General features: G+C 41.5%; 18 protein-coding genes and 2 riboswitches. Of the genes, 7 read left to right on the forward strand and 11 right to left on the reverse strand.

What is annotated here, in order from left to right; all coding sequences use genetic code 11:
- Positions 1 to 61 precede the first annotated feature (61 nt).
- Positions 62 to 1,078 carry a C4-dicarboxylate TRAP transporter substrate-binding protein gene (locus tag L4C54_RS01810; protein WP_428806850.1) on the reverse strand — a complete coding sequence of 339 codons (1,017 nt, stop codon included), beginning with the start codon at positions 1,076 to 1,078 and terminating at the stop codon, positions 62 to 64.
- 298 nt (positions 1,079 to 1,376) lie between these two features.
- On the opposite strand from L4C54_RS01810, the gene L4C54_RS01815 reads away from it, so the two are divergent.
- Both L4C54_RS01815 and L4C54_RS01820 read left to right on the forward strand, forming a co-directional pair.
- Positions 1,377 to 2,081 carry a glycerophosphodiester phosphodiesterase family protein gene (locus tag L4C54_RS01815; protein WP_428806851.1) on the forward strand — a complete coding sequence of 235 codons (705 nt, stop codon included), beginning with the start codon at positions 1,377 to 1,379 and terminating at the stop codon, positions 2,079 to 2,081.
- A 25-nt stretch (positions 2,082 to 2,106) separates the two neighbouring features.
- The gene (locus L4C54_RS01820; RefSeq protein WP_428806852.1) at positions 2,107 to 2,853 is read left to right on the forward strand and encodes a DeoR/GlpR family DNA-binding transcription regulator; all 747 of its coding nucleotides are present in this window, start codon (positions 2,107 to 2,109) and stop codon (positions 2,851 to 2,853) included.
- A gap of 315 nt (positions 2,854 to 3,168) precedes the next feature.
- Here L4C54_RS01820 and trpS read toward each other — a convergent pair whose 3' ends face one another.
- The 6 genes from trpS to hppD form a co-directional block, all read right to left on the reverse strand.
- A complete protein-coding gene (trpS, locus tag L4C54_RS01825) occupies positions 3,169 to 4,191 on the reverse strand; it encodes a tryptophan--tRNA ligase (protein WP_428806853.1) in 1,023 nt (340 codons plus the stop codon).
- 610 nt (positions 4,192 to 4,801) lie between these two features.
- Positions 4,802 to 5,800, reverse strand: a complete 999-nt coding sequence (locus L4C54_RS01830; protein WP_428806854.1) for a DUF1254 domain-containing protein — start codon at positions 5,798 to 5,800, stop codon at positions 4,802 to 4,804.
- Between the two features lie 206 nt (positions 5,801 to 6,006).
- Positions 6,007 to 6,660, reverse strand: a complete 654-nt coding sequence (maiA, locus tag L4C54_RS01835) for a maleylacetoacetate isomerase (protein ID WP_428806855.1) — start codon at positions 6,658 to 6,660, stop codon at positions 6,007 to 6,009.
- Position 6,661: 1 nt separating this feature from the next.
- Positions 6,662 to 7,723, reverse strand: coding sequence for a fumarylacetoacetate hydrolase family protein (locus tag L4C54_RS01840; RefSeq protein ID WP_428806856.1), 1,062 nt, complete (start codon positions 7,721 to 7,723; stop codon positions 6,662 to 6,664).
- A 38-nt stretch (positions 7,724 to 7,761) separates the two neighbouring features.
- Positions 7,762 to 8,898: a homogentisate 1,2-dioxygenase gene (locus L4C54_RS01845; RefSeq protein WP_428806857.1), complete on the reverse strand. Its 1,137-nt coding sequence runs from the start codon at positions 8,896 to 8,898 to the stop codon at positions 7,762 to 7,764.
- Between the two features lie 10 nt (positions 8,899 to 8,908).
- Complete coding sequence (gene hppD / locus L4C54_RS01850; RefSeq protein WP_428806858.1) at positions 8,909 to 9,994, reverse strand: 4-hydroxyphenylpyruvate dioxygenase; 1,086 nt, start codon at positions 9,992 to 9,994, stop codon at positions 8,909 to 8,911.
- A 469-nt stretch (positions 9,995 to 10,463) separates the two neighbouring features.
- Here hppD and L4C54_RS01855 point away from each other — a divergent pair, with 469 nt between their 5' ends.
- On the forward strand, positions 10,464 to 11,570 hold the full coding sequence (locus L4C54_RS01855; protein ID WP_428806859.1) for a M20/M25/M40 family metallo-hydrolase: 1,107 nt from the start codon (positions 10,464 to 10,466) through the stop codon (positions 11,568 to 11,570).
- 290 nt (positions 11,571 to 11,860) lie between these two features.
- Entirely contained in the window at positions 11,861 to 12,913 is a 1,053-nt protein-coding gene (gene ribA, locus L4C54_RS01860) for a GTP cyclohydrolase II (protein WP_428806860.1), read from the forward strand.
- Positions 12,914 to 13,036: 123 nt separating this feature from the next.
- Here the strand turns inward: ribA and L4C54_RS01865 are convergent, their stop codons facing one another.
- Positions 13,037 to 13,792, reverse strand: a complete 756-nt coding sequence (locus L4C54_RS01865; RefSeq protein WP_428806861.1) for a substrate-binding periplasmic protein — start codon at positions 13,790 to 13,792, stop codon at positions 13,037 to 13,039.
- A 127-nt stretch (positions 13,793 to 13,919) separates the two neighbouring features.
- On the opposite strand from L4C54_RS01865, the gene L4C54_RS01870 reads away from it, so the two are divergent.
- On the forward strand, positions 13,920 to 15,890 hold the full coding sequence (locus L4C54_RS01870; RefSeq protein ID WP_428806862.1) for an ATP-binding protein: 1,971 nt from the start codon (positions 13,920 to 13,922) through the stop codon (positions 15,888 to 15,890).
- 4 nt (positions 15,891 to 15,894) lie between these two features.
- Here L4C54_RS01870 and L4C54_RS01875 read toward each other — a convergent pair whose 3' ends face one another.
- From L4C54_RS01875 to L4C54_RS01885, 3 genes are all read right to left on the reverse strand, one after another.
- Positions 15,895 to 17,661 carry a putative bifunctional diguanylate cyclase/phosphodiesterase gene (locus L4C54_RS01875; RefSeq protein WP_428806863.1) on the reverse strand — a complete coding sequence of 589 codons (1,767 nt, stop codon included), beginning with the start codon at positions 17,659 to 17,661 and terminating at the stop codon, positions 15,895 to 15,897.
- A 265-nt stretch (positions 17,662 to 17,926) separates the two neighbouring features.
- Positions 17,927 to 18,667 carry a chromosome partitioning protein ParA gene (locus tag L4C54_RS01880; protein ID WP_428806864.1) on the reverse strand — a complete coding sequence of 247 codons (741 nt, stop codon included), beginning with the start codon at positions 18,665 to 18,667 and terminating at the stop codon, positions 17,927 to 17,929.
- A 174-nt stretch (positions 18,668 to 18,841) separates the two neighbouring features.
- Positions 18,842 to 19,000 carry a hypothetical protein gene (locus L4C54_RS01885; RefSeq protein WP_428801827.1) on the reverse strand — a complete coding sequence of 53 codons (159 nt, stop codon included), beginning with the start codon at positions 18,998 to 19,000 and terminating at the stop codon, positions 18,842 to 18,844.
- 251 nt (positions 19,001 to 19,251) lie between these two features.
- Positions 19,252 to 19,354: riboswitch (glycine riboswitch) on the forward strand.
- Positions 19,355 to 19,374: 20 nt separating this feature from the next.
- A riboswitch (glycine riboswitch) is annotated at positions 19,375 to 19,488 on the forward strand.
- A 184-nt stretch (positions 19,489 to 19,672) separates the two neighbouring features.
- On the opposite strand from L4C54_RS01885, the gene L4C54_RS01890 reads away from it, so the two are divergent.
- Together L4C54_RS01890 and L4C54_RS01895 are read left to right on the forward strand one after the other, a co-directional pair.
- Positions 19,673 to 21,061: an alanine/glycine:cation symporter family protein gene (locus L4C54_RS01890; RefSeq protein ID WP_428806865.1), complete on the forward strand. Its 1,389-nt coding sequence runs from the start codon at positions 19,673 to 19,675 to the stop codon at positions 21,059 to 21,061.
- Positions 21,062 to 21,410: 349 nt separating this feature from the next.
- Positions 21,411 to 24,278, forward strand: a complete 2,868-nt coding sequence (locus L4C54_RS01895) for an ATP-binding protein (protein ID WP_428806866.1) — start codon at positions 21,411 to 21,413, stop codon at positions 24,276 to 24,278.
- Positions 24,279 to 24,342 lie beyond the last annotated feature (64 nt).

Below are 24,342 nucleotides of genomic sequence, written 5' to 3' on the forward strand. Positions count from 1 at the left end.
CAATGCGATCCGGTTTCATCCAGATCGCATCCTTTTTAGTAAATGAGACTGTTATGATCGGCTATTGGGCAGCGCGAATTTTTTCAAGCTCATCCATAATAGTTGCGTGTACACCTTCGCTCCACGCAGGGAACTGGTTATATACATTCGCCGTCAATTCGTTGAACTCTTCAGAGTTCACTTCGTTGAACGTTACCCCAAGCTCTTCAAGCTTCTCTGTATATTCTACGTCCAACTTAACAAGTTCAGCGGTGTTAGACGTAGCGCCTGCGTCAAGCTCTTCATTGATGATAGCTTGTTGCTCTGGTGTAAATTTGTCCCACAATTGTGGCGAGATGTAGATACCTACCGTGCCAAGGAAGTGCTTAGTTAATGACATGTTCTTAGCCACTTCATATAGCTTGGTAGAGTACATAGTCAGAATAGAACCTTCTAGCCCGTCAACAACACCTTGCTGAACGCCTGCATAGGTTTCAGGGAATGGTAGAGAAGCGGGTGCTGCACCCATCGCTGTTAGAGTACTAATGAACAGCTGACTTTGAGGTACTCGAACACGCATCCCTTTCATGTCTTCAGAGTTAACAATTTCTTTATTGGTGATCATATGACGATAGCCAAACATATAGTCAGCATTTAAAACCTTAACGCCTTTTTCTTCGGCTTGTTTTTTAAGACCAGCCACAAAGTCAGTGCGCATCATTGCCAGATATTCGTCGTAAGTGTTGTATAGCATTGGGCCAGCAAGTGCAGCAAAGTCTGGCACGTAGTCGCCTAGGTACGTTAAATCTTCAACAGCAATCCAGTTTGCTCCGTTCACAACTTGCTCTAGGTTATCTTTATAAACAGGAAGTTGACCGCCAGGGAAAACTTTAATGTTGACCGAGCCATCAGTGCGTTCACGAATTTTATCTGAAACCTTGATAAGTTCTTGAGTAAGTAGTTCATTTTGTGAGAACACTAAACTCATATTGATATTAATGGGTTCAACCTTTGCCGCCGTGTCCGTTTGCTCTGATTCACCGCAACCGACCAGTAGCGCCGATACAGCAATGACCGTACCTATAAGTAGCTTTTTCATTTCTCGTCACCTTGTAATGGCTATTTTTAGCTCAAATAATAATGGGGGTTATTAAGTTTCGTAGAGTATGCGAAGTAATTATTACATTCATATGAACATTTTCACTACAAATATGAACATTAGGCGACTTGTAAGATTGAGAGTGAGAATTGGCTCCCACTATTGAATTAATATCATTAGCAAAAAGCATTGATTGATCTATCGTCTCAATTCAAATACATGAATCAAATAATCATAAATCTGTAATAAACCCAATATATTGTCACTTTTATTTTCAAATGAACATTAAGAGCATATTATGATCACAGGACATCGCGGTGCAGCGTCACTTGCACCAGAAAACACGTTAGTAAGTATTGAGCAAGCCGCTAAAGCAGGCGCTCACTGGGTTGAAATTGATACTCAGCTTAGTGCGGATAACGTTCCGGTTGTTTTTCATGATAAGACGGTGAATCGCTGCACCAACGGTAAAGGCAAGATATCTGAGTTAGACCTTGCCACTCTTAAATCACTGGATGCAGGCAGTTGGTTCGGAGAAGAGTTCTCTGGAGTAACCATTCCGACTCTGGAAGAAGCTTTGGACAAATGTGTTGAACTCAACCTAACTCTCAACCTCGAACTAAAAACTTACGACGATAAAACCATTCACGCGTTGGTCGAACAGGTTATCGACGTCGTCAACCGCCGAGATTACCCTATCGATAAATTGCTATTTTCAAGCTTTAGTAAGGACGCGTTGGTTTTATGCCAAACGCTAGCACCTAAAGTGAGAAGAGGGTTTATTTGCGAAGTGTGGAACAGTGCTAGCATTGATTCATTGAAGTCTTTGGAACTTTATAGCGTACACGTTGACCATCAGATTCTCGATAAATCAACCGCAAAACAAATTAAAGAGTCAGGCGTAGTTCTTAAGATCTGGACGCTCAATGAGCCAGAAAAAGCAGAGACTTACTACCAACTCGGTGTCGATAACATCATCACTGACATGCCCGATAAATTCTAACAAGTAAGCACTTAGTGAGTAAGCAATGGAATTGAATGACCGTCAAAAACAGATTCTGTCTACGCTAAAAAGCAATGAAGACGTACAGATTGATCACTTGTCCGAGCTATTTTCAGTAACGACCCAAACCATTCGTCGCGATGTTAATCACCTATGCGAGCAAGGATTAGCACGCCGAGTACATGGCGGCGTTAGCCTTCCTACTACGTTAACCAACACCAGTTACCGTTTTCGCTCAGAAGTTGAATCTGAAATTAAAGACAGAATTGCGATGGCCGTTGCCAATGACATCCCAGATGGTTCGACGGTCATGATGGGGATTGGCACAACGGTAACACGTATTGCTCAGTACTTATTAACTAAGTCATCATTGCGGATAATCACCAATAACCTCCAAGTATCCAAAATTTTAGAAGCCAATGAACAAATTGAAGTCTACATGGCAGGTGGACTGTTACGTCGAGAGCACCAAGATTTAGTCGGTAGCAGCGTTATAGATTTTTTCTCAGGTTTCGAAGCAGACATTGGTATTTGTGGTTGCGCTTCTGTCACCGACAGTCACTTTTCAATGGAGCACGAACAGCTCGAATCCGATCTTTCTCAATCTATTATTGGTAATAGTCGTCAGAGTTGGCTGGTAGCAGATGCCAGTAAATGGGATCGCTTTGCTGCTATTAAAGTATCGTCTCTCTCTGCATTTGAAAGAATCTATACCAATAAGATGCAGCTTCCAGAAGATATCAACATTCAGCCTATTATCAGCAAACAATAGAGTTTGCTGGTGAAGATACGATAGAATCGCTCGGCGATAACACGCGCAAAAGCGTCTTTGTAACTAGTTATTTGGACAGGAACGTGATTGCAACCTTGCTAAAGATTACCTCAGGTATAGGAAGTTGGATAGGAAGAATTAATGCTTTTCCCCGTTGAGTGTGCTTTACAAAAATCAGCTAAACGAAAAGGCGTTAGTAAGTTCAATCCCACTAACGCCTGAAATAAATAGAACATCATGCAATGTATGATGAGCATAGTTAAGTTTATCGTTCAAATAACAAACGTTTCGAATCAGATTGCATAGGTGACCTGTTTAGAAAATATTAAGCCCAAAAACATCTTTAACATCAAAAAGTACTTTTTCTGTTTTCTCTCTAGAGAGTTGGCTTCCTTTCACCAAAATATCAATGAGTTGAGCTTTGTCGTTCAAAAAATCTGCTCTTCTTTCTCTTACTGGTCGAAGCATGTCCTGCAAGCACTCTTCTAGAATTTTCTTCGTCGTACCGTCCCCGAGGCCACCTCGCTGATAATGTTCTTTTAGCTGACTGATATAATCCGAATCTGGATGAAAAGCATCGAGATAGGTAAAAACAACATTCCCTTCAATCGCACCTGGGTCTTCAACTCTCAGATGATTTGGGTCTGTATACATCGATTTAACGGCAGCTGAAATCTCTTTTTCAGTAGCCCCTAGGTTGATGGCGTTACCCATCGACTTCGACATCTTATTTTTCCCATCCGTACTAGGCAAACGAGGTGAATTGCTTAATAAGGGCTTACATTCAGTCAATACTGCTTTTCCTGCTAAAGAGTTAATCTTTCTCACTATCTCATTAGTTTGTTCAAGCATTGGTAATTGATCATCCCCAACAGGAACTAATGTTGCGTTAAATGCCGAAATATCAGCCGCTTGAGAAATCGGATATGTTAGAAAACCAGCAGGAAGCGACCGCTCAAACCCTTTACTCTGAATTTCACTTTTTACCGTTGGGTTTCGTTCTAACCGACTGATCGTTACAACATTACTGTAATACATTGTCAGCTCTGCAAGAGCGGGGATTTGCGATTGAAGACAAATCGTCGATTTAGAAGGGTCGATACCGACAGCCAGATAGTCTGCTACAACATTAAGAATATTAGATGATACTTTCTTAGGGTTGTGAGCGTTATCAGTAAGGCCCTGCATATCAGCAACAAGAATCGTTTGGTCATGAATTGTCTGTAATTCTACGCGCTGCTTTAATGAGCCGACATAATGACCTAGATGCAAAGGGCCTGTAGCTCTATCACCGGTTAAGATGATTTCTGATTTGTTGGTATCTTGTTTTGTGTTCATAGATGTATCTCCTAGTAAAATAGATCGCTACTGGAGATACAAAAGAGGTTACAGTCTTAGGCTACCTTCCAGCAGCTTTAGAATGTAAGAATTCCGCGCCGCTCTAATTAGAGCGCCACCAGAAAAAGAATGAGGTAGTCATGGGAATGTATTTCATTTTGACAATCTAGCAACAAATAGGTTGAAACGCAACCCTCTAAAATTCATTCATTCCCCGTTATTTTGAACAAGTGAATACCCTCAGAATTGAAATTATTCACTATCCGACAGTACATCTTTCATATTTTTAATTTCGGTATGAATTGAGTCTGATAGGTTACTGGATAATTCATAGAGCACCTTGGGGCAAAAGTGATTTAGTTGATCACGGAACCAGTTAACCACCCTGTCTACTTGAACTAGCCAAGAGCCGATCAGGCTTTATTATAACTGGCAAACTCTATTATCCTCCGACACCAGTTGAAGAATAATTTCGATCTTCTTTACGAATATTCGAACTGGTTTTCTACCTACTTTAATCTGTCTATTTTATTCTTTCTTTTAAAAGAAAAATCGCACCTACTTTTGAATTTATACTCAAAAGAGGTACGATTTTTTGATTGCTCTTAAATTACTTTACCGGCTTGATATCCAGTAAAGGCTGAAACTCTTTATCTAACACCGCTTTACTTGGCCCATAATGACGCATCAATGGTGACCACTCGCCCGTTGGGTTATCAATCGTAATATTGTTTGCCTGACCATCACAGCCAAAACGAACCGTGTAAGTACCGTCATCATTTTGTTCAGCATTTGTGCTGCTTACATGTGCGTTATCACTAAATACGTAGATGTCTTTGTTGTATACGGTGATTGACCAGAAGTATTTATCCTTAGGATCTTCAAACGTGACAGCATGACACTCCATACTATTGAAATTCTTAGACATCTGATAGACGGCGTCTTGTTCCATTGCACCGCCCCAACCCGTTGCTGCACCTAACGGATGAAGCTTCATATCAACACTTTTTTCTGTTCCAAACATTCCAGCGTATGAACCGCCCATTTGAGCAAACTCCTTTTGAAGCTCTTTATGAACCACTTCATGGGTATGTGCATCAAATGCTTTTTTGGGTACAGCTTTAGAGCTATTTGCTTCGATCTTTAACTGCTTTTGAAGACGGTTAATCTCTGCAATATCTTCAGGGCTTCCATCAATCGTCCCTATTCGAACAATCACAAAAACATGGTCGGTCGTTCCTTCCACTTTATATTTTCCGCTGCCATAATTCATTGGCTTGGTGAAGTGATTACCGTCAACTTGTAGCAAACTAATATAACGTCCATCGGTTTCCGGTAGAGTCACCGTTGCGCCTTCTGAAGTGTCAATAACGGCGGTGGAATACACGGTATCGTTATTTGAGCGTACTATTTGCGCGTGTTGCTCAAGCGTTGGAACTCCAGGATATTTAAACCACTGGTTCACGCCTTCCCCTCGCTTCTCTTGCATTAACATCATCTTTTGCGATTCTGCTTGAGCATAATTATCACGTGTGACTTCGATAGATTGGCTTGCAAACACTGAGAATGTGGTTGACGTTAACATAGCGGCTAAAATGAGCTTTTTCATAGTGGAACTCCCAACTGGCTTTATGAACTGTCTTTGATTTAGTATCAATATTAATCTATTTATTCGCTCAAATCTGAGCCTCAACAACATCAATATATGACATCGATTAAATAAGCCACTGATTTTGTTGCCAGTTTGTGATCGATATGACACCTGGTGAGTAATATAAAGCTATTGGTCGGACGGTCAGCACACAACAAGTTCATTCAGACTTGAACGGCATCCGGTTGATTTTCAGGTAACGCATCAATAAATGCGGGATGTGCGGATAAGTTTTTATGTATTTCACTGATAATAGGAAATGGGCTCATATCAAGTTTAAAACGGTTTGCGTTATAAACTTGAGGAGCAAGACAAACGTCAATCAACGACAACTGATTCCCCTCACAATATAAGCCTGCGGTTTGGGAAAGCTTCTTCTCTAATGAGTGAAAGCCGACCGAAATCCAATGACGATACCATTGGGATTTTTGATCGTCCGTCACAGCTAACTCTCCAGCTAAATATTGCAATATACGTAAATTGTTAACGGGGTGAATATCAATAGCGATGTCTTGAGCTAAGGCTTTCACCCGATATTTTGCTTCGGTTTCACTTGGAATCAAAGGAAACTGAGGATATTGCTCATCAAGGTACTCAATGATTGCCAACGATTGAGTTAACTTTAAATTCCCATCAATCAAAACAGGCACAAGCTCGCTAGGGTTAAGCGCGCTAAAGTTAGCGTGATGCTGCTCCCCGCCATTTTTAATCAAGTTAACGGAGAGCTGCTGATAATCGAGTTTTTTTAAATTAAGCGCAATCCTGACACGATAAGCGGCGGAAGAGCGCCAATACCCATATAGCGTCCTTTCTGCCATTCTACGCTCCTTTCTCGCTGCCTAATTCATCAAACCATTGATCTAATATTGGCCCGTAAGGCACGATCTTCTGGTTAATGGCGCCAAAAATAGTGTTACCACCCTCATCCCTCATCTCTATGTTTATCGTGTCGTGATAACGCATAAATGAAGTACTTGGTTTTCCATCTCGGATGGTTTCTATCATTCTTACCTCGGCAATACATGAGTAGCCGACGCCTCCTTCAGATATCGCACTACCATGATCTGTACCTTGCTTATTTGACACGGTACCAGACCCAATAATTGTTCCTGCGGACAACGGGCGCGTTTTCGCTGCATGAGCAATAAGTTGAGGAAAACTAAACGTCATGTCTACCCCTGCATTTGGGCAACCGAACGGTTCATTGTTGTAGTTTGATATCAACGGTAAATGCAATTTCCCTTCGCTCCATGCATCCTCTAATTCATCAGGGGTCACCGCCACAGGAGAAAAAGCGGAAGAAGGTTTCGATTGATAGAAGCCAAAGCCTTTACCAAGTTCTGCGGGAATCAAGCCTCGTAAAGAGACATCATTAACAAGCATCAACAGACAAATCGAATCAGAGGCGTCATCTGCTTTAGCTCCCATTGGCACATCGCCCGTGATAATCGCGACTTCTGCTTCGAAATCGATTCCCCAGTCTTCACTTTCAACAGGGATATCATCGGTTGGGCCGATAAACGCATCAGAGCCCCCTTGATACATCAAAGGATCGTTCCAAAAACTCTCAGGGATCTCAGCGCCTCTTGCGCGTCGAACGAGTTCAACATGGTTTACATACGCAGAGCCGTCTGCCCAATGATAAGCACGGGGCAATGGAGATTCACATTCATGACTATAAAACGAAATCGCCCCTGCATAATCCCCTTGATTCAATGATTCATAAACACTTTGAAGCGAAGAAACAACACTCTGCCAATTATCTAGGGCTGCCTGTAATGTCTGCGCAATATCGGGTACCGCGATACATTGAGTTAATTCTCTATTCACAACCACAAGAGTGCCATCTCTCGTTCCATCTTTTAATGTGGCTAACTTCATTGTATCTCCTCATCCTTATTCTAGGGTCTGTTATCGAGTTACTTCTCAGACGTACGCCAACTGTATACGTAGTCTTTATTTTCCACGTTTTCAGCCTCTTGAGTAAAGTGTAGTGCATGGCGAGTATCAATCATGACGGCTACCTCATCGGTGAATTTCTTTTTATACTCTCGCCCTGCTTGAAAGGCTTTAGGGTGTGGTCCATGAGTGAACCCCGCAGGATGAAACGTCATCATCCCCGCTTCAATATTATCTCGACTAAAGAAGTCACCCTGGTGATAGAACAACACTTCGTCGTAGTCATCATTATTATGATAAAACGGGACTTTTAACGCACCAGGATCGCTCTCGATGGGTCTTGGTACAAAGGTACACACGACAAATCCACAGCCAACAAACGTCGTGTGTGCAGAAGGTGGAAGATGGTAACGATGCGACATCAAAGGTCGAATATCACGCCAATTGAGTTTTACGACAGCAAGATCACCATGCCAACCAATTGCATCAAGCGGGTTAAATGGATAAGTGATAACGCTTAAGCTGTCGTGCCTTTTCACTTGAACCTTTGTTGTCTCTTCAGAATATTGCGCCTTAAATTCATCATCTATCGAAGGCACTTCAAGGACAGCAGGATCAAACAATGCATGATTACCAACAATGCCTTTTTCCGGCAATGAATACGCCCCATCGCTGTTTTCAATCATCAGTAGAAACAATGGTTCATCCGTTTCAATCCGCCACATGGTGGAACGTGGAATCATTACGTAGTCACCTTCACTAATATCAAGGTGCCCATAGTCGCAAAACAACTTTGCAGTACCTGCGTGCACAAACAGCAATTCATCACCATCTGCATTTCGAACTAAGTCGGTCATTGATTCTTCTAGTTGCCAAACGCGTATTTTACACTGAGCATTGTGAAGAACAGCAGGAACGGACCATGGGCTTTCTTGTTTTGACTCTTCGATATTGTTGAGGTTAAACGCTCGTGGTTTTAAATCTCCCTGCCACTCTTGCCAACCCGTTGGAGCATGCTGGTGATGAAAATGTGCAGCAGGGCCGAAAAAACCGCTTCGACCCGCTTCACGCTCATAGATTCCTTGCTCTGGAAAGTCGGCATGAGCTTGTTTTGAGCTGATGCCTTCCTTATGTGGAAACGATATCCATTTGTTCATCAATAACCGCCTATGACTTCACGTTTTCTGCATCTAACACGCCACGTCTGATCTGATCTTCCTCAATAGATTCAAACAGCGCTTTAAAGTTACCTTCTCCAAACCCCTCATTTCCTTTACGTTGGATAATTTCAAAGAAGACTGGGCCAATAACTGTTTGAGTGAAAATTTGCAGTAATATGCCATCTTTCTTTGGTGCGCCGTCAATCAACACTCTCAAGTCCCGTAATTGATTAAGGTCTTCTCCATGACCGACAACTCGCTGATTCACCTTGTCATAATAGGTGTCAGGGGTTGGCATGAAATCCATACCTTGTTCACGTAGAGTTTTCACTGTCTGGTAAATATCGTCGGTGGTTAGGGCTATATGCTGAATCCCCTCGCCTTTATACTCACGAAGGTACTCTTCAATCTGTGATTTATCATCTGACGACTGGTTAATTGGGATTCGGATTTTCCCACATGGCGCAGTCATAGCGCGGCTCGTTAACCCTGTCAGTTTTCCTTCAATATCGAAATATCGAATCTCTTTAAAGTTAGCAATTCGTTCATAAAAACCAGCCCAGACATCCATTTTCCCCTGCATAACATTATGGGTTAAATGGTCTATTTCATATAAGCCGACATCTTTCTCTTTTAGTCGTTGGGCTGCATCTGAATAAAATAGAAAATCCACGTCGTAAATACTCTGGCCTCCGTAGCGATCGACAAAATAAAGTAAGCTATTACCGATGCCATAAATCGCTGGGATGCTTAGCTCCATTGGGCCAATTTCAGTTTTATACTCTTCACCTCCATTGTTAAGCACATGCTTCATGGCATGGCCTGCATCATGAACACGAAAAGCCATGCCACATACGGACGGCCCATGAACTTTTGCAAACTCTTCAGCCTGACTGTGAGGCTCTGCATTAACGATGAAACTGATATCACCTTGTCGATACAGCCACGCCTCTTTAGAGCGATGCTTAGCGACTTCCGCAAAACCCAATGAGTTGAATAACTGTTTTAGATCGTTAATTCCTTTCTCAGTTGCTGCTGTGTATTCAACAAATTCGAACCCATCTGTACCCAATGGGTTATTTTGATCAATCATGCTTCACTCCTTCGATAGCGCATTATCTTCATTACAAAAAACCGTGGTCCTTTTAATAACTTAAGATGAAGTGGGTACAAATTAGAACTTTCTTACATAAATACTTTATGGCCTATCAACAACAAAACAGATGTAATCAAATTGTTACACAGAAGCTTTCATGCATCATGTATTGATAAAAATACAAATCGTGCCGACTAATAAATACGTTATATCAAAAGCTTATACTTTATTAACGGGAATTTATCACTGTCAACCTCCTCACTCTGTTGATGAAAATTTGGTAACCCAGAAATTACAACGCAACATAATATTTACATTTAGGCCATTTACAACCGTAGTGGAAGGCACGATTAACGAAAAGATGCTTACTAACTAAACAGTAGAACGTTTTATTGATTTAACTCAGTGTTTTTTGACGTGCTTCAAGGCTAAGGTAACAACCTCCTGTTCCCTGCGAGATATAATAATGACTCAAATTAACCAAGAAAGACTGGTTGAACACTTTTGCCAACTGATCAAAATCGACAGCGAATCACGCTTCGAACTCGAAATTTCTATGGCACTGGCAGAACAACTAGGTGAGCTTGGCTTCACTGTACATAAACTGCCTGTAGCAGAAGAGATCTCAAATGGTTTCAATATTTATGCTCGCCTAGAAGGCAAATTAGATGACAGTGTTGTTTTAAGCTGTCATATGGACACGGTTGCCCCAGGTAATAGCATCGAACCAATTATTGAAGATGGTGTAATCCGCTCAAAAGGCGACACTATTTTAGGTGGCGACGACAAATCAGGCATCGCCGCTATTATGGAAGCGGTTCGTTGTATTCAAGCTGAAAACATCGATCATAAAACCATTGAAATTGCATTTACTGTTCATGAAGAAGGTGGCCTTCAAGGGTCAAAAAACTTCGACATGTCTTACATTAAGTCAGACAAAGCTGTCGTTCTAGATTCAGGCGGCCCTATTGGTACGATTATCAATCGCGCACCTGGTCAGCAATCAATGGCGTTTACCATTAAAGGCCGCCCTGCCCACGCAGGATTAGCGCCAGAAGAAGGCATTAGTGCCATTGGTGTCGCTGCTGAAGCAATCACAAAAATGAACCTTCTTCGTATTGATGAAGAAACAACAGCAAATATCGGTATTGTCGAAGGTGGTAATGCAACCAATATCGTTATGCCAGAGCTTCGCGTTGTAGCTGAAGCACGTTCCCTCAACGACGAAAAGCTTGCAGTGCAAGTTAATCACATGGTTGAGACGTTCCAAGCTGCCGTTGACAAGCATGGCGCGGAAATGGAACTTGACTCAAAACGTGCGTACAACGCTTATGTTATAGCTGAAGATCACCCTCACATTGCCTCTATCATGCAGTCATTTAAAGCTATCGGCGTAGATCCACAAGCTAAACCAACTGGTGGTGGTAGTGATGCAAATAACTTCAATGAGAAAGGCCTAACGACTGTGAACCTTTCGACTGGAATGGCGAAAGTTCATACGACAGAAGAGTTCATTACGGTTGATGATTTAGTAAAAATCACTCAGTTCATGAAACACTATCTCACCGCATAAATTATTGATAAAAATATTACCCTAAACTTCAATAAACGGAACGAAGGTAACTCATTAAAAATCCGGCAGTTATCTGTCGGATTTTTTGACATTATTATCAACAACGTTTCATATAACTCTAAGTACCTGACCCACATGGGATTGACGAACTCCTAACCCCTAACTAGCCTTACTATAGTCAATGCATACTCAACTAGGTTGTATGAGTATCATCACACTGAACGTTAGACACATGGCTTGGCATTTAATTTTAGAAATAAGGTTAAAAAAAGGCTTAGGAGCACATTGTTATGGCTACATCGATTCTGTTCTATGAACCGTTTGACTCAAATGGTTTTCTCTCCAACTTTTACCCCGTTATTATCGACATATCAGGAGTAAACTGGCCCTCCAGCGAACATTATTATCAAGCTCAAAAGTTTAATTCTCAAGAGCTTCAAGAGAAAATACGACAAGCTGAATCTCCAGATGTCGCATTCCAACTAAGTAGGCAGTACCAAGATCAGGTTCGTGAAGATTGGATGGACACTAGAGTCGAGGTGATGAAATTCATCGTGAATGAAAAATTCACCCAACATACTCAATTGGCCTTTCACTTAGTCAATACTGGCGACATAGATTTAAAAGAGCACTCACACAAGGATGATTTTTGGGGCGATGGCGGTGATGGCCACGGCAGTAATGTGCTCGGCCAGATTCTCATGGAAATTCGCAGCTCACTAAAAACTCAAACACCTTTCAATCTCGTTAGTTTTATCGATGCTGCTAAGCTGCCGACTCGATGGGGTGAATTCAAAATGCATGCTTTTGTCGAGCACAGTACTCAAAAAGAGCACATTGCATTAGTGTATGGCGACATTAACAAAGTCAGCGCGCCATTGATTCGGTTACACTCAGAATGTCTAACTGGAGATGCTTTATTCAGTGCTCGATGTGATTGCGGATTTCAGCTATCACGAGCCTTAAAAAATATTGTTGATGAAGGTGCCGGAGTGCTTCTGTACTTAAGACAGGAAGGACGTGGCATTGGATTATCGAATAAAGTCCGTGCATACCATCTACAAGATGAAGGCGCAGATACAGTTCAAGCAAATGAACGTCTTGGGTTTGCTGCTGACATGCGAGATTATGCTTTCTGCCAAGGAATGCTAGGCTATTTTGGCATCACCTCTGTGCGATTAATGACCAACAACCCACGAAAAGTAAACGCACTTGAAGGGGCCAATATATCGGTTGTAGAGCGTGTGGCTATTCAAGAAGGGAACAACCCGCATAACCACCACTACTTAAAAACCAAAGCCGAAAAGCTCGGGCACATGTTTGATGCGACATTTATTAAGTGATGCTTACCAAGTAGATACATAAGCGACTTTTTAACCGGCATGACAAAGACCTTCTTTCAGTACAAAACACTCTGAAAGAAGGTTAATCTCCGCTTCGACGCACTACTACCGTTTCACCTTCAACTAAATGTATTTACTGATGATCAGTTCAAGTTCACCAGCCTCTTTCATTGAGCTCAAACGTTGATTAATAAACGCTTGAAGCTCAGGGTCCATGGATGAAGAAAACGCCAAATAGATTGGATAATCGGCAATCACGTCGCTAAATGGTTGAATACTGAACTTAGTAGGATCAAGCGATAATTTACTTAAGTTGTACCTAACTCGAGATTCCATCTCAACGAAAGCCATTTCACCAGGTGTTCGTTTTACAACTCTAAATGCGGCTTGATAGTCCTTTACACGAACCTCTTCAATAGAGCCATCATCCAAGTACGGTTGTAATTCGATGTAGTCAAAGCCTCGTAATAGTACAATCCCTTTATTTGTAACCGAGTGCATCCCTACAAACTTAATAGGATCCTGACTACTCATCACGATGCTATGTTTAACCGTATAAATGGGAATATCAGACAGGTTATCTGCTTGAACACTTCCCCAGTTGGGGCTTCCATACGTGATCCAGTTTTCTTCCCCACCCGATTCAAGCACCGAGATCATTCGATTAAATGGGTAGGTATGGTAAGTAATCTCATGCTCTGATTGTTCAAATATCGCTCGTACAATATCAGTCACAATGCCGGAATGATTCTCTGACTTTTCTTCAATCTGGAATGGTTGTGCCTGCTCAGAAATAACATAATAATTTACAGGCTTTGCCATGACTACATGGCTCAACAGTAAGCTCGAAACAAACAACAAACTAAATAGGGATTTCATAACACCTCCTTTATAAAACTCATCGACTAATCTATTTACTATTCACCGATAAGGGCTATCTTTAAAACTAGCACCCTTTCGCATACAAACAACTTTCTTATGCAAGCTATTTAACAAGAGGTGGGCTTTGAAGAGTAAACGTCAGTTAGGTATTGATAAACAACTAGTTATGTACACCATTTTGGTGAGCGTTGTTTTGGCTCTAATAAATACCTCTATCCACTCCTACCTCAGCTATAAAAGTGAGCTGACAGAGCTTCATGATGAAATTAGACTGCTCGAAGAGACTAACCTTTCGAGTTTCAGTGCGAGCCTGTGGGTTGAAGACAGAGAGCAGCTGACGATATTGGCAGAAGGGTTAATGCGTAACCCGAGCGTCAATTACATTAACATTATTGATGGTGCATCTGACTCACAAGCCAGCGCAGACAGCCCACATGAGACAATCCTGGCGCTTGGTGAAATCGTTACGGGGGACTATATAGACACCAAGTGGGACTTAAACCACAAGCTCGGTTCAAAAACTTTTCATTTAGGTGAGCTGCATGTGCAGACATCACTCGCACCGTTGTACGAACAGTTAACAAGTAGCTTTCTATTGCTTCTTGCCATGAAGGCCATTGAGTCTTTGCTCATTATTACCTGTATATTAGTTATCGCCCTAAGACTCGTTGTTAGACCTATTGAAAAAATTAGCCGAGCCATGGCTGACTTCAACAATGGGCCTCTACCTAGCAGAATGACACTACAAGAACGTCTCTTTCAAGATGAGATTGGAGAACTCTCTACCAACTACAATGCGTGTATTGACCACCTTGACCTCAATTACCACAAAATGGTGGATGCGAAGAAAAAGGCAGAAATAGCCAATCAGAAGAAAAGTGAATTTTTGGCCAATATGAGCCATGAAATACGAACCCCAATGAACGGGATTATTGGTATATCAGCACTCTTACAAGATTTATCAAACTCTCCAAAGCAACTTGAGTACCTCAATGTTCTTGATACGTCCTCTAGAAACCTTTTAAATATTATTAATGACATCCTGGATTTTTCTAAAATCGAAGCTGGTCATTTACAACTGGAACAGGCCCCCTTTGACCTCAATCTTTTAATTAAACAGCAGGCAGACGTATACAGCCTCAAGGCGAAACAAGCGGGACTAATGTTCGAATGTCACATTGATGAAGAGATTCCTGAGGTATTAGAAGGTGATCCCGTACGTTTAACTCAGGTCATCAATAATTTGTTAGGCAATGCTATTAAATTCACACAGAAAGGCTCCATTCAATTGGAAGTCAAACTGATCGGACATAGTCCTAGCCAAGCAAACATAAGCTTTTCAATAAAAGACACTGGAATTGGGATCGCTAAAGATAAGCTCGGTGATATCTTTGAAAAATTTCAGCAGGCCGATGGCAGTACAACTCGGAAATTCGGCGGGACAGGTCTTGGTTTAGCGATCAGTAAAAATATTATTCAGTTAATGAAAGGTGAACTCAACGTCATCAGCGAACTCGACCTTGGTAGTAATTTTTTCTTCGAGCTACCACTGACTGTCTCTACTCAGTCTTTGGCAAACAAAGTGACAACCTCACCCAATATTTGCGACTTCCCGGTGACACCAGCAAACGACACTATTTCAATTACTCCTCCACTACAAACATCCAAGAACAATGGCCATGTACTGTTTGTAGAAGATACCATCGTCAATCAACAGGTCGTGAAGATCATGCTGATGAATATTGGTCTGAGTGTGGATATTGCAAATAACGGTGTAGAAGCACTACAAAAATGCCACCAGGAGCAATACGATTTGATTCTAATGGATTGCCACATGCCCGAAATGGACGGTTATGAAGCAACCGAAAAAATCCGTTCGCAACTTGGCTGGGTTCAAGATGTCGCCATTGTTGCTCTTACCGCAAATGTTGTTAGTGAAGATAAAAAACGCTGTTATGCGGCAGGCATGAATGACTTTATTTCAAAGCCAGTAACTCCAGCCCACCTTTTCCAAGTGCTATCTAAGTACCTACCTGAACTGACAAAAGAAGAACCCTCTTCATCTAACGACTTAAAAAACATTGACGGTAAATGATTAACTAAGATAGAAACTCTCTATTAAAGTCCTCAACATACAGGGGTTTTGAGTATAGGTACCCTTGGTATATATTACATTGCTCATCATTTAATAAATTCAGCTGCTCTGACGTCTCTACGCCCTCTGCAACGACGACTTTCCCTAGATTGTGCCCCATTTGAATAATAGTACGAACTAACATGTGGTCGGTATGTAGCGACACGCACTCATCAATGAACGACTTATCAATTTTCAAGGTATCAATAGGAAGCTGCTTTAAGTAATTAAGAGAAGAATAAGCAACACCAAAATCATCAATGGCTACTTTAACGCCTAGCTTTCTAAGTTTTTCACATGTTCCTATTACATGCTCAGATTGAGTCATTAGAGCGGTTTCGGTGATTTCAATCTCCAGTAATTCTGGCGGTAGATTCGTTATTTCCAATGTAGATGACACGAACTTATAGATATCGTCATGCACAAATTGCACCGTTGAAACGTTCACCGATACACATAATCGGTTACCGCCTTCTAGCCACTCTTTCGCTTGAGCACACGCTTGCTCTATAACCCAGCGCCCTATGGGTATTATTTGGGTGCTTCTTTCTGCGATCCCAATAAAACTGACGGGAGGAATAATGCCGAGTTCAGGGTGAATCCAACGAATAAGAGCCTCTGCACCCAATATTTCATTATCATTACAATTAACCTTAGGCTGGTAAGCTAAACAAAACTGCTGATCATCAAGCGCCCTGCTCATTTCTTTTTCTATCTGATGCTCTCGAATCGTCTCGTCGAGCATTTCAGAGTCATACCACTGTATGTAGTTCTTACCTCGTAATTTGGCTTTATTCACAGCAATATCGGCATTTTTGCACCATAAATCGGTATCTCTCATGGCATCCTCTAATAGAGCAACACCGATACTGTAGCCTAATTTATATGGGATATTTTCTATTCTAAATCTAGGTTGATAACCATGCTTTAACTGATGTTCCGTGTGACTAATACGGTCCCCAAGATCCTGTGTCCCTTTAACTATAATGGCAAACTCATCACCACCTAACCGATAGAATTTATTGTAGTCAAACAACAAGCCAGACACTCTTTCAGCAAATGCCTTAAGTAGCTTGTCACCTTGGCTGTGTCCTAAGCTATCGTTTACGGCCTTAAAACCATCAAGGTCAATATGGAAGAGAGCATAGTCATGACCGGTCTTTTCTTTAATCTCGAGTAGATCATTAAAAAAAGCCTTACGATTTGGTAACCCCGTCAACATATCCGCCATGCTATCCCGTTTATAACGCAGCATCTGATTACGAAGTTTTACTTGATAATAGGTCATGACGGTTGCAAAAGAAGTGATCAACAAGACCTCAATTGCGTCTTCTAGAAATTCATCAAAATCTTCAGGTGGAAGGTTAATAAGATAGCTGATGATTAACAACACTGCCGTTGCTATAGGCCATAACGAACCAGGGAATATAACGATGTAACACAAGGGTAGAAGAATGAAGCTCTCTTCAATTGCATCTAGCTCAAGCGGCTCTACAATTCCACCAATTAATATTAGCAACATTGAACCAATAGCAGTGGCAACTTTTGTCTTTTTAGCGTTAGAAAAATAAGCACTGAGCATAAGTACGGGAAACAGGAAGTAAATCCACCGAGCAACAGCATGTTCGACGAGTAGAGTATGAGTAATGATAGCTATGGACAGTATAAACGCGAGTTGTACTAGTCGCTTGATATTGAAAATATGCGAACGAATCTGGACAAAATTCGACAAATGACTACCTCTCACCATCACTATTGATTTAGCTTTATTATAGTTGCGCTAACACAAAGCGTTGCTTACCAATAATTCAAAACACGAATAGCTAAAGTATAGATAAAAATTGGCTAACGATTAGTACAATAAATAATAAAATGAGAAACTTAGATGCAATACACAATTTTGTTGATATGAGTAACCAATTAATGAGAAATCGTGTGGAGAAAGATACAAAAAGACCTTACTTATGTAAGGTCTCGATTCACAGGTGATATTAAAATCAAAGACCTAGTTCATCAGACAGTGCTTCAATCTGTTTAAGATCCAGTCGATGAACTTGCAGCATTTGGTTAACTTGGCTTAAGCGGGAGTTTGCTTCATCTTGCCTGTCACAAGAGTCAGATTTTGCATCCCACGAGGTTCCTTCCAGATAAACGTCACATTGTGTTTTAAGTGACTCTATAATCGGTAGTAACTCTTCACGCTCTTTTTCTAAGCTTTCTACTTCTTGTTGAATTCGCAGCTCTTTTTGGAACAACTCTCTCGATCGTTCAAACATGGTGGCTTGCATGTCAGCTTGTCTATTTAAACGATTATTCTTAGAGTCCACATCTGCAATCTGTTCCACCTGATTTGCCACTTGTGACTCAAGTGATAGATTCACTTTCTCAAGCTCTGCGACTAACTCTTCAAGCTTTTTAATGTCATTTTTGTGCTGCTCTTGTTGATTGGACAACTCTAGTTCCATCTGCTCTGCAAGCTGCTCATCAACCTTAGCGACTTTTTCTTCGACTCGAACCACCAACTGCTTCTTATCTTTTAAGAGCTGTTGATATTGCGCTTCAAGTTTGTGATACGTTTCTTCCCACTTCTTCGCGGTCGTCGCTGAACCGATCAACCCACCTAAAGCTAACCCGAGTAAACAAGCAATTATAATGTAGATATACGTACGTTTATCACGTTCTTCGACCACGACAACATCGTCATCATCAAATTGTTCGGTTTCACTTTGCTTGTTCAAATGTCTCTCCTAGAAACCGTACTCTTGTGTATACAGTCATCGTGTAAATTCGGCTTTTGCATCAACTTAACTTTTTCATCAACTGAACTTGGTCATCAATAGAGCTTGGTCATAAACCTAGTCTATTAGATTTCGTAAACCAGCTTGTAAAACTCAGCTATTTCTTAACGCCAGTTATCTTGATAGTTCAGTAATCATAATTGACGCAGTATAAAGTAAAAAGCTAGCCACTAATGTCACGACAATGCCTTTTTGTATCTTTTCATTGGTTCGGTAACGAATCAAAACAAACGCCAGCGCAGAAACAAAAACAATCGCTATTAACTTTGTCATTCCCTAATCCTCTTCAACGTCCATTCGTTGCATTATCTGCTCTTTGCCAATAGACATGGCAAGAAAGCTATCCAGTCATCAAGCATGTCACTCTATTTTATACTAATTACTCTTTATGAATAAGATAAGAATAGGTGTTCTCACACTCAACTGAAGAATAATTGTGCATTTAAACTTTTCGCTAGTGACATCACATTTCTAATTCAGTAATATCTGCAGCGCAAATCACCTTTTAAAAGGTGATTGTTCCGATGAAGACTGTAGGAGAGCGGTATTTAACCAAATTTTAACACTTGGTTAGCATTACCCACCGAAGAAGTAAATCTTTCAGGTGCTTTGTACTAATGAAAATTAGAAAAGCGTGGACTGTAGTTGGAGGAACCTCTGGAGAGAACCGTACTACCTTGTTGTAGAAAGCGGTCGCCGAAGGAGCAAGCTCTGTGTAAAAGCAGAGTCAAACTCTCAGGCAAAAGGACAGAGGAGTGGAAAGACACTAAACAGTTTTAATGTTCGGTTATTTACGCGTCTAAATTCGTAATAACTCAGCGGATACTGCCTCAATGTATATGGCAACTAACCAGATAATCTGGATAGCGGCTTGTGTGATGATTCATTCGACCCTCACACCTTTTCCCTCTTCTCCTTATATTTTGTTTTTTTTAAGGGGAAATCATGAACAATATTCAATCTGTATTACAAACCATCAACAGCTTTGTCTGGGGACCACCACTACTGATCTTACTCGTTGGTACTGGCGTCTACTTTACGTTTAGCTTAGGTTTTCTTCAATTTAGACACTTACCCACCGCTCTAAAACTTGTTTTTACTAAAGACAAAAACGCATCGAGTAAAGGCGACGTCTCAAGCTTTGCTGCTCTTTGTACGGCTCTTTCTGCCACCATTGGTACAGGTAACATTGTAGGTGTTGCCACTGCAATAAAATTGGGTGGCCCTGGGGCTCTATTTTGGATGTGGATAGCGGCTGTATTTGGGATGGCAACAAAATACGCAGAATGCTTACTGGCGGTTAAGTACCGTAAAGTAGACGACAAAGGGCAGATGATTGGTGGCCCAATGTACTACCTACAGTATGGTGTTGGCTCAAAAGCGCTTGCGATTATGTTCGCTATTTCTGCACTGGGTGTCGCCTGTTTTGGCATTGGTACATTCCCTCAGGTAAACGCTATTATTGACGCTAGCGAAATTTCCTTTGGTGTTACTCGCGAAATATCAGCCCCTATTCTTACCTTTTTGGTGGCGTGTGTAACGTTAGGCGGGATTCAATCCATTGCTAAAGTGGCCGGTAAAGTCGTGCCTGTTATGGCCGTGTTTTACGTTGTTACCTGTGCTAGCGTTATTATTCTTAACGCTGACAAGCTTTATGATGCGGTTGAACTTGTGCTGGTTTCAGCGTTTACCTCGACAGCGGCGAGCGGCGGCTTTCTTGGGGCAAGCATCATGCTAGCAATCCAATCGGGAATCGCTCGTGGTGTATTCTCTAATGAATCAGGGCTTGGTAGTGCGCCGATGGCAGCAGCCGCAGCGAAAACAGACTCGTGTGTAAAGCAAGGGCTAATTTCGATGACAGGCACCTTCTTTGACACCATCATCATCTGTACCATGACAGGCCTTGCACTTATTTTAACGGGAGCATGGCAAAGTGGTTACGCTGGCGCAGCGATGACGACACATGCCTTTGCTGAAGGTTTGAGCTCGGACACGTTAGGTCCAATGCTTGTATCTATTGGTTTAATGTTCTTCGCATTTACGACCATTTTAGGTTGGAATTATTACGGTGAACGCTGCGTTGTGTTCTTGCTAGGAACAAAAGCGGTACTACCGTACAAGATCATATTCATTTGTCTTGTTGCATCAGGTGCTTTCTTACACCTCGACCTTATATGGATCATTGCAGATATCGTTAACGGTTTAATGGCAATCCCAAATTTAATTGGCTTAATTGCGCTTCGCCATGTTGTCATTGAAGAGACTAAGCGATATTTCTCAAATATTACATCTTCAGAAATCCCAATGAACAGCCAGCAAAATACAACGAGTTAGTAAAATTACCGATTACATCTGCATTATATGAAGATTCAAAAGGCAAGCGCATTCAATCGCTTGCCTTTTTTATCCTTGCGCTAAATTAAATCTGGCGCAACATCAGCTGATTATGTCCTATGCTAAAGACTATAGAAGAATAGCGTTAGACCGAGAGAGGTACTTGGCATGCTAGCAACTCTACACAGTAATACGGCATTAAGAATCTTATTGTTATTTCTTTCCTTTATTCTTATTTCTTGGCCAATAGTGGCTGATATTGGCTTTTCAGTTGCTACTCTCACGCTCTCATTGCTGGTCAGCTGGCTCGTTGTTATTCTAACGTTGAAATGGCTAACTAGGTAAGAACATGATCAGTACCAGTTATTTAGTACTAATTATTCTCACCTATGTGGGTGTGCTGTTCTTCATAGCAAACTGGGCAGAGTCTGAAAGTAAAAAGGCTAAGGTTTTCTCTTCTAGTGTCTATGTTTACATTCTCTCTCTGGCCGTTTACTGCACCAGTTGGACCTTTTACGGCAGTGTTGGTTTAGCATCTCGCAGCGGTATTATCGTTTATACGATTTATCTTGGCCCGACATTGCTTATGTTGGTTCTGTATCCAATATTGAAACGTATTCTTCGAATAAAACAGACTTATCACATTAATAACATTGCCGATTTTCTGTCTGCTCGTTTTAATCGCAGTCTATTTCTCGCCGGATTATGCTCTATTGTGGCCATGATAGGGATCATTCCTTACCTTGCACTACAGCTAAAAGCGATCAACAAATCTATTTACGTACTACTTGGCGATACACCTACTAATAGCCTGACAACAGCGGTTGATACTGTAAATATCGGAGCATCCGGTTCAGGCAGCATTACCTGGCTAATTTGGCTAGGGGTCGGAATATTCACTATCATCTTTGGTATTCGACATATTGATCCAACCGAACGCCACCCCGGGATGATGCTAGCGCTTGCTGTGGAAGGCGTGATCAAGCTAATCGCAATGCTTGCTGTTGGTTTCTTTGTCTGTTTTATTCTGTTTGATAGCCCACAAGAGATATTTACAAGGTTAATGACAACACAGCCTGAATCAGCCAATAAAATGGCGACAACGCCCTCTTTCATGACATGGGCAAGCTACACTATTTTGGCCGCTTCCGCTTTCTTCATGCTACCAAGGCAATTTCATGTCATGGTTGTTGAAAATGCCCGCTTAGATTTCATCAAAAAAACCCAATGGCTACTACCCGTCTATCTATTTCTAATGACGATGTTTGCAATGCCCATTGCCGCTGCGGGTCTATTGTTGCTTGGTCCACAAAATCCTGACACCTATATGTTGACTCTCCCACTTAGCCAGAGCCAACATGCTTTAACCATTTTAGTCTTCATTGGTGGGTTTTCTGCCTCTATGGCGATGTTGATGGTGTCAGGTATGACGTTATCCACCATGTTTAGTAACCATTTGGCCTTACCAACTCTTAGAAAGCTTGCACCGAATCGAAACTTCGGTAGTTACCTTCTACAAATTCGTTGGTTTGCGGTTTTCCTAGTCTTTAGTGCTGGACAAGCCTTCTATTTATTCCTTGGCGAATCCTACATGCTCGTCAACATGGGCATGATCTCATTTTGTGCCGTATTGCAGTTTCTGCCTTTGGTGATTACTGGCCTTTTTTGGAAAGATGTAAATTCAAAAGGTGCGATTATTGGTATCTCAGCAGGCTTTCTTGTCTGGGCATATTGCTTATTTATTCCAGCGTTAATGAAAAGTGGTTGGATTGATGCTTCTATTCTTGAATCTGGCCCGTGGGGTATCGAATGGCTTCACCCTGAATACTTATTTGGTTCAGTGATGAACAAAGTTAGTCACGGCGCATTTTGGTCTATGGTTGCCAATATCTCAGGTATCGTTTTTGGTAGTATTTTCTTTCGAGAAAGCAGAGAAGAAGTTCGATATAACGCTGAATTTATTGAGAACATGATTAACGAGCAAACAGAAGATGAGCAAGAGGAGTTTGATCTCCCTTCTGATATTCCACTTCAGCCTAAACTGGAAATATTAGTGCAAATTTTTGGGCAATATTTCTCTATCGCCGATGCGCTGAGTAGAACAGACAAAGTACTCGACACTACTCATTTAAAAGATAAATCGACGGTAACGACTCTTGAGCTAGCCAATTTAGAAAAAGCGGCTGAACGTCAATTAAGTGGTGCAACAGGCTCAGCAATGGCGCACATCATCATTCAAGAGTCCTCTCTCTTTAATCAACACGAGAAACAGCAATTAGAACAAACTTATAGCCAGTTACTTGGTCAATTAAAGATCAGCCCAAACCAGCTACGTAAGCAACTGAATTACGCCAAAGAGAAAGAGAACCTCGCTACGCAATACAACGAGCAACTCAAGTCTCAGGTTGAAGAACGAACGTCTGAACTGCAACAAGCAATGACGCAGCTGCAAGAGACGCAATCTCAACTGGTTGAAAAAGAGAAGCAAGCGTCACTTGGTATGCTTGTCGCAGGTGTGGCGCACGAGATTAACACCCCTATTGGTATTTGTGTTACCGCCTCTTCTAATCTACAAGAAGAGGTAAAACACTTAACTAAATCGTATAACGACGAAACTTTAAGTGAGTCTGACCTATTAGAGTTTTTCGACTTGTGTAACGAGTCCGCAGTCATCATTCATAAAAATAATGAACGCGCCTCTGAGTTGATCCGCAGCTTCAAACAAATAGCGGTTGACCAATCTAGCGATGAATTAAGAGAGTTTAACCTTCATGAGTACATCGATGAAATTTTACTCTCCCTTCGACCGCAGCTTAAAAAATCACCTCATAAACTTGAAGTCGTATGCCCAAAAGAGATTTATTGCTCTTCCTATGCAGGGGCTCTGTCTCAAGTGGTCACTAACCTAATCATGAACAGTCTGATTCACGCTTTTGAACCTGACCAAATTGGCGAGATTACGCTCATCGCCACCGATCACGATGCTCATTTTTTACTCGTCTATAGCGATAACGGAATGGGGTTAGACGAAGAATCGACCAAGCGTCTGTTCGACCCATTTTTTACCACTAAACGTAACCAAGGTGGTAGCGGACTTGGTACGCATTTAATCCATACGTTAATAACGAGAAAACTGGGTGGCAAAGTTCATATTGATACAGCTCCGGGACAGGGACTCAAATTTTCAATGGAAATTCCAAAGCATGTCACTAAGTAAAAGCACTTGGATTAAACACTTTCCGTATCTGTTTTTTACTGGAAGTAGATGGCTTGTAATTCGC

Origin of the sequence: Vibrio lamellibrachiae, assembly GCF_050337265.1 — a bacterium.
GTDB classification, from domain to species: Bacteria; Pseudomonadota; Gammaproteobacteria; order Enterobacterales; family Vibrionaceae; genus Vibrio; species Vibrio kyushuensis.